The organism is Demequina sp. NBRC 110056 (assembly GCF_002090155.1).
Taxonomy (GTDB): domain Bacteria; phylum Actinomycetota; class Actinomycetes; order Actinomycetales; family Demequinaceae; genus Demequina.
The window spans coordinates 370,409-382,380 of sequence record NZ_BBRM01000002.1 but is presented as its reverse complement, the minus strand read 5'-3'; the positions used below and the strand labels follow the sequence as shown (position 1 = coordinate 382,380).

Annotated in this window: 9 protein-coding genes; 1 reads left to right on the top strand and 8 read right to left on the bottom strand. The window is 68.9% G+C overall.

Annotated features, from left to right (window positions below):
- Positions 1-80: 80 nt before the first annotated feature.
- The 7 genes from B7K25_RS01785 to B7K25_RS01755 form a co-directional block, all read right to left on the bottom strand.
- On the bottom strand, positions 81-1,748 hold the full coding sequence (locus tag B7K25_RS01785) for a GspE/PulE family protein (RefSeq protein WP_084103657.1): 1,668 nt from the start codon (positions 1,746-1,748) through the stop codon (positions 81-83).
- Positions 1,749-1,837: 89 nt separating this feature from the next.
- Complete coding sequence (locus B7K25_RS01780) at positions 1,838-2,665, bottom strand: shikimate dehydrogenase (protein WP_084103655.1); 828 nt, start codon at positions 2,663-2,665, stop codon at positions 1,838-1,840.
- 9 nt (positions 2,666-2,674) lie between these two features.
- The gene (gene mltG, locus B7K25_RS01775) at positions 2,675-3,820 is read right to left on the bottom strand and encodes an endolytic transglycosylase MltG (RefSeq protein WP_159450084.1); all 1,146 of its coding nucleotides are present in this window, start codon (positions 3,818-3,820) and stop codon (positions 2,675-2,677) included.
- Positions 3,813-4,280, bottom strand: coding sequence for a Holliday junction resolvase RuvX (ruvX, locus tag B7K25_RS01770; protein WP_234988032.1), 468 nt, complete (start codon positions 4,278-4,280; stop codon positions 3,813-3,815). The genes mltG and ruvX overlap by 8 nt, the downstream gene beginning before the upstream one ends.
- 55 nt (positions 4,281-4,335) lie before the next feature.
- On the bottom strand, positions 4,336-7,002 hold the full coding sequence (gene alaS / locus B7K25_RS01765) for an alanine--tRNA ligase (RefSeq protein ID WP_084103649.1): 2,667 nt from the start codon (positions 7,000-7,002) through the stop codon (positions 4,336-4,338).
- 169 nt (positions 7,003-7,171) lie between these two features.
- Positions 7,172-7,798 carry a 30S ribosomal protein S4 gene (rpsD, locus tag B7K25_RS01760; RefSeq protein WP_084103647.1) on the bottom strand — a complete coding sequence of 209 codons (627 nt, stop codon included), beginning with the start codon at positions 7,796-7,798 and terminating at the stop codon, positions 7,172-7,174.
- Positions 7,799-7,952: 154 nt separating this feature from the next.
- Positions 7,953-8,336: a hypothetical protein gene (locus B7K25_RS01755; protein WP_084103645.1), complete on the bottom strand. Its 384-nt coding sequence runs from the start codon at positions 8,334-8,336 to the stop codon at positions 7,953-7,955.
- Positions 8,337-8,571: 235 nt separating this feature from the next.
- Here B7K25_RS01755 and B7K25_RS01750 point away from each other — a divergent pair, with 235 nt between their 5' ends.
- On the top strand, positions 8,572-10,320 hold the full coding sequence (locus B7K25_RS01750; protein WP_084103643.1) for an HNH endonuclease signature motif containing protein: 1,749 nt from the start codon (positions 8,572-8,574) through the stop codon (positions 10,318-10,320).
- 196 nt (positions 10,321-10,516) lie between these two features.
- Here the strand turns inward: B7K25_RS01750 and B7K25_RS01745 are convergent, their stop codons facing one another.
- Positions 10,517-11,845 carry a replication-associated recombination protein A gene (locus B7K25_RS01745; protein ID WP_084103641.1) on the bottom strand — a complete coding sequence of 443 codons (1,329 nt, stop codon included), beginning with the start codon at positions 11,843-11,845 and terminating at the stop codon, positions 10,517-10,519.
- Positions 11,846-11,972: the final 127 nt, after the last annotated feature.

The following is an 11,972-nucleotide window of genomic DNA, read 5'->3' as shown; positions in this document are numbered from 1 at the left end:
CCGGCTGGTTGCTGCACTCCCTATCGGCGCGAAGACCCTGGTACTCAAGCACCATCGCCTCACGCACCGTCACGCGGTCATCACTTCGCCACACGGAACAGCTCCTCCACCGACGTGGTGCCCTCGAGCACCTTCGCCCAGCCATCCATGAGCAGCGTCTCCATGCCGTTGGCCTTCGCGGTGCGAGCGATCTCGGCCGACGAGGCGCGGGCGACGGCGAGCCGCTCGAGGTCCTCGTTCACGACCATGACCTCGTGCAGCGCAACGCGGCCGCGATAGCCCGTGTTCGAGCAGCGCTGGCAGCCCTCGGGCCGGAACACCACCGGCGGCTTTTGCGACGAGTCCCACTCGATGCTCTCGGGGATCTCGTCCGCCTCGAGCTGGTACTCGACCGCGCAGTGGTTGCACAGGCGGCGCGCGAGGCGCTGCGCCACGACGCAGTCGATCGCGGATCCCACGAGGAACGGCTCGATGTCCATCTCGATGAGTCGCGTCAGCGCGGACGGCGCGTCGTTGGTGTGCAGCGTGGACAGCACGAGGTGACCGGTGAGCGCCGCCTCGATGGCGATCTGCGCGGTCTCGTGGTCACGGATCTCACCGAGGAGCACGACGTCGGGGTCGGCACGCAGGATCGAACGCAGAGCCGACGCGAACGTCAGGCCCGCCTTGGGGTTGACCTGCACCTGGTTGATGCCGGGGATGCGGTACTCGACCGGGTCCTCGACGGTGATGACGTTGATCTCCGGCCGGGTGATCTGGTTGAGCGTCGCGTACAGCGTCGTCGACTTTCCCGAACCCGTGGGGCCGGTGACGAGGATCATGCCGTACGGCTTCGTGAACGTCTGCGAATAGGCCGTGTAGTTGGACTCGCGGATGCCCAGGTCCTCGAGCGCGAGCGTCGCGGTCGAGTTGTCGAGGATACGCATGACGACCTTCTCGCCCCACACCGTGGGAAGGGTCGCGACACGCAGGTCGACCTTGCGGCCCTGGTGGTTGACCGACAGGCGACCGTCCTGCGGCTTGCGGCGCTCGGCGATGTCGATGTCGGCCATGATCTTCAGGCGGCTGGTGACGCCGTTGGCGATCGACTTGGGCGCGGTCTGCATCTCGTGGAGCACGCCGTCGATGCGGTACCGGACGCGCAGCTCCTTCTCGCCGGGCTCGATGTGGATGTCCGAGGCGCGGTCCTGGACGGCCTGCGAGATGAGCAGGTTCACGAAGCGCACGATGGGCGCGTCGTCCTCGCCCACGCCGGCGGACAGCGGGTCCTCGTCGACCGACACCTCCGTCTCGGACAGCTCCTCCTGCAGGTGGCCGAGCTCGGCGTCGGAACGGCAGTAGCGGTCGATGGCCGAGATGACGTCGTCGTGCGTCGCGACGACCGGCACGACCTCGAGGCCGGTGATGGTGCGGAAGTCGTCGACGGCGACCACGTTGCCGGGGTTCGACATCGCGACGCGGATGATGCCGTCGGAGATGCCGATCGGCAGCGCGTTGTGGCGGCGGCACACGGCGCCGGGCACGAGAGACACGGCGGAGCGGTCCACGGGGTACTCGGCGAGCTCGACGAACTCCATGCCGACCTGCGAGGCGAGCGCCCGCACGAGCTGGCCCTCGCTGATCATGCCGAGCTCGACAAGCGTGCGTCCCAAGGACTGCCCGCTCTCCGTCTGCTCGTCGATGGCCTCCATGAGCTGCTCTTCCGAGAGCACACCATCGTCCAGCAGGATCGACCCCAGCTGCTTCACCAGTCCCCCTCCAAGGCACCAGCGCATTTAGCGCATGCCGGGCAAACTAGCACGCGTCTGAGAGGTCTCACAGATAAGTGTGACTCACTTCACTGAGGGGGCAGCGCGTCCTCCAGAACCGCCACCGGAACGGTCCTTCCCGTCATGAGTCGTACCTGTTCAGCGGCCTGATGCAGGAGCATTCGGGTGCCCGGCACGAACGTGCCTCCAGCGTCCCGCCACGCGGCGCCGAGGGGCGTGACAAGGGGGTCATACACCGCATCGAGCAGCACCGAGCCAGCGGGGACAGACCCACCCAAACCACCCGCGAGCGTCTCTCCCACCACCACGGGAACGGTGGAGACCACTGCCTGCGCATCGGCCATCAGTCCGGGCGCCTCGTCGAACGAGACGAAGCGCGGCTCGATGCCCATCTTGGTCGCGGCGCGCAGGAGTCCGCCGGCCCGCCCGCGACTGCGCACGACGACGACGGGCCGGGTCACGCCGATGCGCCCGAGGGCGGCGAGAGCGGACGTCGCCGTCGCTCCCCCGCCCACCACGACACCCCGCGTGGCGCGCGTCACACCGCCCTCGGCGAGGGCGGCGACCACGCCGTGGACGTCCGTGTTGGCGCCCACGAGCTGCAGGTGGTCGGTGACCGGCTGCACGACGATGGTGTTGATCGCGCCCACGAGCTTCGCCATCGGCTCGACGAAGTCGACCAGCGGCAGCGCCGTGACCTTGAGCGGCATCGTCAACGACAGCCCCGCCCAGGACCCGTCGAGCGCCTCGACGAACCCCGGCAGAGCCTCGGCGTCGACCTCGTACGACTCGTACTCCCAGTCGAGCCCCAGGTGGGCGTACGCTGCGCGGTGCAGCGACGGGGACAGCGAGTGCGCGATGGGGCTGCCGAGCACGCCGGCGCGGCGACTGCTCATCTGCCCGCGCTAGTCCGTGATCTCGTCTTCAGCCTCGGCGGCCTTCTCGCGCGCCCACTCCTGGCCGATGATGACGTTCTTCTGGTGCTCGTCGAAGGTCTCGGCGTAGAGCGTCTCGCCGGTGTCCGTGTTGACGGTCACGAAGAACAGGTAGTCGTGCTCGGCGGGAGCGATGGCGGCCTTTATGGATGCCTCTCCCGGCGCGGCGATCGGCCCCGGGGGCAGACCCGCGTACAGGTAGGTGTTGTACGGGCTGTCGATCGCGCGCTCCTCGTCCGAGGTGTACACGCCGTCCGACGGGCTGAGGTACTTCACCGTCGAGTCCATCTCGAGGCGCATGTCGATGTCGAGGCGGTTGTGGATGACGCCCGACACCATCGGGCGGTCCTCCTCGAGGCGCGACTCGCGCTCGATGATCGACGCGATCGTGAGCACGTCCTCGCGGTCCTCCTCGGCGACGCCGTTGCGGTCCAGCACGGTGATGGTCTGCTCGATCATCTCCGCGAGGATGTCCGCCGGCTGCACGTCGGGGTTGAACCGGTAGGTCGACGGGAACAGCCAGCCCTCGAGGTTGCCGTCGGCCTCCTCGGGCAGGCCCAGCGCCTCGGGGTTCTCCGCGACCGCCTGGACCTCCTCCAGGGACGCGTTGGTGAGGTTCGCGATGCGCTGGTAGTAGTCGTCGACCGTCTTGCCCTCGGGGATGGTGAGGGACAGCTCGTTGCGGCTGTTCGGGTCGAGCAGCGTGAGGAGCGCGTACTCCGCCTTCATCTCGCGCTGCATGTAGTAGTAGCCCGGCGTGATCGACGCCGACTCGGGGTTGTTGCGAGCCTCGGTGATGAACGCCTCGGTCGAGGCGACCACGCCAGCGTCGTACAGCGTCTGCGCGATGTCCGCGCCGGTGTCGCCCTGCTCCACGACGACCTGCACGAGGCCCTGGCCGGCGGTCTCGTAGTCCGCCGCCACGTTGGACTCCGCGGACTCGAAGGACTTCACGAAGTTCCACGCGATCGAGCCGCCGATAGCGACCAGCACCAGCGCCACGGCCGCGACGACGAGCGTCCAGCGGCGACGGGCGGCGCGGCGCTTCTGACGCTGTAGACGTCGCATGTCGAGCGACGTCGTCGTCGTCACCTCAGCCTCAAAAAGGTCAGTCATCATTCCCCTTGGGATCCGGCTCGTAGGTCACCCTATCGAGGTTCCCCTGTCGTTCAATGTCCAATGCGTTCTCCAGGATGACCACAGCGGCAGCCTGGTCGATCACCTGTCGCTGCTGCTTGGCGCTGCGTCCTGCCTGCCTCATGGCATGCTGCGCCGATGCGGTCGAGAAACGCTCGTCCACCAAACGAACCACCGCGTCGCATCGTTCCGACAGCTCCGCGGCGAATCGGTGCGCGAGTGCCGCGCTGTCGCCATCCTTCCCGGACAGTTTACGCGGTAGCCCGACGAACACCCGGATGGCACCCCGCTCGGCGACGATCGCGGCCACCTGGGCCACGTCGCCCTCGCCGCGCGGGACGGTGGTGACGGGGAACGCCATGAGTCCGTCAGGATCGGACGCCGCGACGCCGATGCGGACCGTGCCCACGTCGACGCTCAGGCGCACTCCCCTGTCCAAGCCGTCTCCCTCGCTCCGTGTGGTCTTCCGCCGTGCCGAACTCTGTCGTGCCAAACTACGCCGAGGCGACGGCGTCGCGAACGGCGACGAGCGCATCGGCGATACGACCCGCGTCCTGACCGCCGCCCTGGGCGAGGTCCGGCTTGCCCCCGCCACCTCCGCCGAGCACGGCCGATGCGGTCTTGACGAGGTCTCCGGCGCGCAGCCCCTTGTCACGCGCGCCCTGGTTGGTCGCGATGACGATCTGGGGGCGGCCATTGAACGCGGCCGATGCGGCCACGACGACGGGCTCGCCCTCGCCGAGGCGCGCACGGACGTCCGTGACGAGGGTGCGCAGGTCGTCGCCGTCGGCAGCGTTGACCGACTCGTGGGCGACCACGCGGACACCGTTCACCTCAGTCGCGGTCTCGACGAGCTGCCCAGCCACCTGCTGCATCGCCTGCTGGCGGTACGAGGTGAGCTGCTTCTCGGTCTCCGACAGGCGGGCCAGCAGCGCGCCGATGCGGTCGCTGAGCTCCTCGGGCCGCGCCTTCAGCGTGGTGGTGAGCTCGTTGACGATCGCGCGCTCCGCCGCGAGGGACTGGAACGCGTCCGCGCCGACGAGCGCCTCGATGCGGCGCGCTCCCGAGCCGACGGAGCCCTCCGACGTGACCGACAGCAGCCCGATCTGGCCCGAGTTGTCGACGTGGGTGCCCGCGCACAGCTCGCGCGAGAACGGTCCGCCGATCTCGACCACGCGCACGCGGTCGCCGTACTTCTCGCCGAACAGCGCCATGGCGCCCAGGTTGCGCGCCTCGTCGAGGCTCATCACCTGGGTGCTGACGGGCAGCTCCTCGCGGATCGCGCGGTTGGCGATGCCCTCGATCTCCTCGCGTGCGGTGAGCGAGATGCCCTGGCGCCACGCGAAGTCCAGGCGCATGTAGCCGGGCTTGTTGAACGAGCCGGCCTGCGTCGCGTCGTCGCCGAGCACCTCGTGGAGCGCCGAATGGATCAGGTGGGTCGCGGAGTGCGCCTTGCTCGCCAGGCGGCGGTTGACCGCGTCCACCTCTGCGGACACCTGGTCGCCCGCGGCGATCTCGCCCTCCTCGACCGTGACCGTGTGGACGATGACGTCCGTCACCGGGCGCTGGACGTCGATGACGTTGAGCGTCGCGTTGCCGGAGCGGATCTCGCCCGAGTCGGCGTCCTGGCCGCCCGACTCCGGGTAGAACGGCGTCTCCGCGAGGATGACCTCGACGGTGTCGCCCGCGGTCGCGACGGGAACGGACACGCCGTCCTTGATCACGGCCGCGACCGTGCTGGTCAGCGACAGCTCGTCGTAGCCGCGGAACGCCGTCGGGGTCTTCTCGCCCACCGCGTGGTAGACGCTGACGTCCGCGTGGCCGCCCTTCTTGGCCTTCGCATCGGCGCGCGCACGCTCCTTCTGCTCGGTCATGAGGGAGCGGAAGCCCGCCTCGTCTACCGTGACGCCCTGCTCGGCCGCCATCTCGAGGGTGAGGTCGATCGGGAAGCCGTACGTGTCGTGGAGCTGGAACGCGTCGGCGCCGCCGAGCGTGGTCGAGCCGGAGGACTTCGCCTTCGCCACCGCCGTGTCGAGGATCGTCGTGCCCTGTGTGAGGGTGCGGCGGAACGCGTCCTCCTCGGCGGCCGCGATGCCCTGGACCTTGGCGAAGCTGTCGCCGAGCTCGGGGTAGGACGCCTTCATCGCCTCGTACGAGGTCTCGATGAGGGTGGGCAGGCTCGGGTCCTCCACGCCCAGCAGGCGCATCGACCGCACCGTGCGGCGCATGAGGCGGCGCAGCACGTATCCGCGGCCCTCGTTGCCGGGGACGATCCCGTCGTGCATGAGCATCATCGCGCTGCGCACGTGGTCCGCGACCACGCGCATGCGGACGTCGTCGCCCTCGTCGGCCTTGTACTCCTTGCCCGAGAGCTCCTGTGCCTTCGCGATGACCGGGAAGACCTCGTCGATCTCGTACATGTTGCCCACGCCCTGCTTGAGGTACGCGATGCGCTCGAGTCCGGCGCCGGTGTCGATGGCCTTCTGGTCGAGCTCCTTGATGAGCGGGTAGTCCTTGCCCGAGCCGGGGCCGCGCAGGAACTGGTCGAACACGAGGTTCCAGATCTCGAGGTAGCGGTCGCCGCCGGGGTCGACGGTGCCGCCCACGGCCTCAGGACCGAACTCGGGGCCGCGGTCGTAATGCCACTCGGCGCACGGGCCCGCGGGGCCGGGCTGGCCGGTGTCCCAGAAGTTCTCCTCGCGCAGCAGCTTCACGATGTGCTCGTCGGGCACGCCGATGTTGCGCAGCGCCGAGTGCGCCTCGTGGTCCTCGATCCAGGTGGTCACCCACAGGCGCTCGGGGTCGAGCCCGTACTTGCCCTCGTCCTCGGACCCGGTGAGCAGGTCCCACGCGAAGTCGATCGCGCCTTCCTTGAAGTAGTCGCCGAACGAGAAGTTGCCCAGCATCTGGAAGAACGTGCCGTGCCGAGTGGTCTTGCCGACCTCCTCGATGTCCTTGGTGCGGATGCACTTCTGGACCGACGCGATGCGCGGGTGGGGCGAGTCTTCGGTCCCGATGATGTACGGGATGAAGGGCACCATGCCGGCCACGGTGAACAGCAGGCTCGGGTCGGGCGACACCAGAGATGCGCTCGGCTGGATGTGGTGGTCCTTCGACGCGAAGTAGACGATCCAGCGCTGTCGGATGTCCGCGGTGCGCATCCTGTCCTCCATGGGAAGTGGGCGTGTCATGCCAAGTCTGCCAGCGCATCGGCGCTGCTGTCGGGGGTGACCCTTGTGAGTGCCGGGGGGCACCGACCCCCAAGTATGACAAAGCCGCTGGGTCCGAGCGGACCCAGCGGCTTCGCGTGTCTGTGTTCGACCTGCTCGCTTAGCGGGCGTAGTACTCGACGACCAGCTGCACCTCGCAGGTCACGGGGACCTCGGCGCGCTTGGGGCGACGGACGAGCTTGGTCGTCAGCTTCTCGAGCTGGACGTCCAGGTAGTCCGGAACCTCGGGCAGCACGTCGCGGTGTGCACCGGCGGCGGCGGCCATGTAGGGCTCCATGGTGACGGCCTTGGGCTTGACCTGGATGGTCTGGCCCGGCTTCACGCGGAACGAGGGGCGGTCGACGATCTGACCGTCCACGAGGATGTGGCGGTGCAGAACGGCCTGGCGCGCCTGCAGGATGGTGCGGGCGAAGCCCGAGCGCAGCACGAGCGCGTCGAGACGCATCTCGAGGAGCTCGACGAACGCCTCACCGGTCAGGCCGGACTCCTTGCGAGCCTCGGCGAAGACGCGGGTCATCTGCTTCTCGCGGAGACCGTACTGCGCGCGAAGACGCTGCTTCTCGCGCAGACGAACGGCGTAGTCGCTCTCCTTGCGGCGAGCGGTACGACCGTGCTCGCCGGGCGGGTACGGGCGCTTCTCGAAGTGCTTGACGGCCTTGGGCGTCAGAGCGAGGCCCAGGGCGCGGGACAGCCGCACCTGGCGGCGTGCCTTCTGAACAGAGGTCATGATTTCCTTCACTGGTCCGCGCGCGCGGAAGCGCACGGAGAAGTTCGTGATTGCTTGATTCGCGGCGACAGCAGCCAACCGTCCGCGAGGGCTGAACTATGTTACCAGGTTGCGGGCCGCTTGTGGAGGCTGTCGTGGGTGCGCGTGGCGGCACCTAGCTCGTGAGTGCCACGATGAGCGCGCACGCGGTCAGCACCACCAGCGTAGGCGTCATCGTGAACCGCTCCGCACGCGAGCGGCTGATGGCGTTCGGGACGGTGTTGAGCGCGAGGAAGGCGATGATCACCCACAGCGCGATGCGCTCGAAGCCGTCGCCGAGCAGGTCCGTGAGGCCCGCGTTGTCCAGCACCGTGATCGCCATGAAGGCGTAGACGGGCACGGTGAGCGCCGAGGCGATCCTCAGGTGGCGTGGGAGAGCGCCGTCGTGCTGGCCGCCGAAGGCGAAGCGTCCGAGCGGCGCGCCCGCGGCGAGCGCGAGCTGGAAGATCGCCAAGAGGCCGATGATGGCGGTGAAGAGGATCGCGGCGGCGGTGGTCATGGGTCTCCCCTGGTTCGGATGCGTGCACGATCCTAGCCAGATCATCCTGCGGAGGGCCGATGCGCTTGCTGGGTTCGTGGTGGTGTTCGGCCTGGTAAGTGGGCGTCTCTAGCGATGTCAGACCCGCGTGGTGAGATGAGCTCATGGACTTCTCTCGCGTGTGTCTCGGTGCCGCTGTGGTGGTGGCTGTGGATGGCGTGCCGGTGATGTCAGTGGCTCGTGATGGAGTGTTGTCATGACCTTCACCGAGGCGGACTGGAAGCAGCTTCACGAGCTGCTGGCTGGTGCTGCCCGTGAGGATGTGTCGGCGTTGGCGAAGGCCGAGTTGTTGGACCGGTTGGAGACGGTAGGGCAGATCTCGCGCACGGTCGGTGCACTGGAGGCCCGCTATGCCGGTGAGATCGCGCGGCGCACGGATCCGGACTTGCCCGGTGGTGGTCTGGCCCGTGTCGAGGGTCATGGGGATGCGCCGACGATGTTCTCCAAGATCCAGGGTGGCTCGGTGGGGCGGGCACGCTGGTCGGTCGATGCCGGAGACGCGTTCACGCCCGTCGAGGACGACTCTCCGGAGCCGGCGCCTGGTGAGCCGGGCGTGCAGCCCGGTTCTGACACTGAGGCTGCTGGGGAGCCTGGGGTGCTGCCGGGTCTCGAAGCCGAGCCCCCTGTGCCGGTGCCGCCGGTAAAGCGGACCCGTAACAAGTATCCGCTGGTGGCGGGTGCTCAGGTGGCGGGTGATCTGGCGGTGGAGGCGGCTGCTGCGATCGTCAATGGTCTGAACCAGCTGGCCGGACGGGTGTCGGCCGAGACGCTGGTGGAGCTGGAGACCAGGTTCGTGAACAAGGCCCGCGGTATGCAGGTGAACCTGGTCAAGCGCATGGTGGCCCGCGCGATCGCGCGGATCGATGTGGAGGAGCATCAGGAGCGTGAGAGGGTCAACCACGACAAGCGGTATGTGTGGTGGAAGCAGGACCACACCGGGATGGTCGTCTTCCATGGCGAGCTCGATGCCGTCACCGCGGCACCGATCCTGACCGTTCTTGAGCAGATGACGACGCTGCAGGTCCGTAAGCAGTCCCGACCGGGAACCCCAGGACAGGTCGACCCCGACACCGGTGCGATCACCGAGGTGTGTGGCTGTCAGGTCAACCACGCGCGCCACGACTGCGACGGGCCTGGCGCTTGTTTGGAAGGGCACTGTGAGGGGTGCACGGGTGAGCCGGTCGAGCACCGCACCATCGGTCAGATCCGCGCCGACGCACTGCACGACCTCGCCCGCCACGCCCTGGGATGTTCGAACACCCATCGGTCGGGGGTGCGCACCACCATCGTGGTGCGGATGAGCCTGGCAGACCTGATGGGCGGGGTGGGGCTGGCGAAGATCGACGGGATCACCACCCCGGTGTCGGTGCGTGAGGCACGGCGCCTGGCAGGAGACGCCGGTTTCATCCCCGAAGTCCTCGCCGGCGACGGCACCGTGCTGGAGCTTGGCCGCACCCAACGCCGATTCAGCGCCGCACAGCGTTTGGCGATGCTTGAACGTGACGGCGGGTGCGCGAAGTGTCATGCCCCGCCGGAGTACTGCGAAGCCCACCACATCCAATTCTGGGAAGACGGCGGCCTAACGGACCTCGACAACGGCGTCATGTTGTGCACCCGATGTCACCACGACATCCACCGCCTGGGCTGGCGCATCACCATCAACGGTAGACACGTCACCTTCACACCACCATCGAACCTCGACCCCGACCGCACGCCTCACCCCGGTGGCGAGAGCGTGTTCGACGTCGACCTCACCGGCATCCACACCCTCAACCAGTTCATCGACCCACCCGTCCCCCCCGAGGACGAAGCCTTCATCCGCAGCCTCCCGCACCAAGGGGCGGAGCCTGACCTCATCACCGACGACCAGCTCGCCGAGATCATCGCCGAGTGGGACGCCACCCAACACGCCACCGACACCCGCGAACTCATCACCACACCCTGACCAGCCAACATTCAGCCACCCGCACACTCCACGGGAGCCCCAGGAGGAACACGCAGCGCAGCGCTGTCCTCGCCCGTGCGTCACACCCACGCCCGCGCACCACACCCGCGCCCGCGCGCTAAACCGTCGCCCGTCGTTCGACCCCGCAGGCGATGGCCGAGCGGCCGGCGACGCGGTCCTCGAGGGCTCGCCAGCCTCAGGTCGTGCGGCCGAGCATCTCGCGGATGCGCGTGAGCCGGTCCGAGAGCGTGCGCTCGAAGCCGAACTCGGTGGGCGTGTAGTAGCGGCTGCCGCGCAGCGCCTCCGGCAGGTACTCCTGGTGCGCCACGCCGCCGGGCTCGTCGTGGGAGTAGCGGTACCCCTCGCCGTGGCCGATGCGCTCGGCGCCCGAGTAGTGGGCGTCCCGCAGATGCGCGGGCACCACGCCAGCCTTGCCGGCGCGCACGTCGGCGATGGCCGCGTCGATCGCCCGGTACGCCCGGTTCGACTTGGGCGCGGTCGCGAGATACGCGGTCGCCTCCGCCAGGGGAATCCGGCCCTCGGGCATGCCGATGAACGTGACGGCGTCCGCGGCCGCCTGGGCGATGACCAGTCCCTGAGGGTCTGCGAGGCCCACGTCCTCGGCCGCGAGGATGACGAGACGTCGAGCGATGAAGCGCGGGTCCTCCCCGGCCACGACCATGCGCGCCAGATAGTGCAGCGCCGCGTCGACGTCGGAGCCGCGCACCGACTTGATGAACGCGCTGATGACGTCGTAGTGCTGGTCTCCCGACTTGTCGTAGGCGACCAGCGCCGCGTCCATGGTGCGCTCGGTGAGCTCGGAGGTGATCTCTCCCCCGCTGCCGGCGGCGTCGGCGACCGCCTCGAGGAGCGTGAGCGCCTTGCGCGCATCGGCCCCGGCGACCCGGAGGATGTGCTCACGCGCCTCCGGCGCGAGCGACACGTCGCCGCCCAGTCCGCGCTCCTCGGCGACGGCGCGGTCCAGCAGCGTCCCGAGGTCGGAGGACGCCAGCGGCTGCAGCGTCAGCAGCAGCGAGCGCGACAGCAAGGGCCCCACGACGGAGAAGCTCGGGTTCTCCGTCGTCGCGCCGATGAGCGTCACCCACCGGTTCTCGACGGCGGGCAGCAGCGCGTCCTGCTGGGTGCGCGTGAAGCGATGGATCTCGTCGACGAAGAGCACCGTCTCCCGGTCGCCGGTCGCGATGCGGCGGCGCGAGTCGTCGATGACCGCGCGCACGTCCTTGATGCCAGCGGTCACCGCCGACAGCTCGACGAACCGCCGCGCGCCCGCGACGAGGTACGCCAGCGTGGTCTTGCCCGTGCCCGGCGGCCCCCAGAGGATCACCGAGGTCGCCGGCGCGTCCTCCCCGACGAGCCGGCGCAGCGGAGAGCCGTCCGTCAGCAGATGAGCCTGTCCCACGACCTCGTCGAGCGCGCGCGGCCGCATGCGCACCGCGAGCGGCGCGTTCGGTCCCGGCTCCGGGACGCCCGTGCCCGAGCGCTCGGTCGACTCGAAGAGGTCCATGCCGCCAACTCTAGGCGGCCCGGGAGACATCGATTGCAGGGCCCAAGCGTCGGGTGCCGGCACTCGGTTCGCTCTCCTGGTTCACGCCGTGTGCCCCCTGTCGAGTGCATGTGTCCGTGCAAGCAAC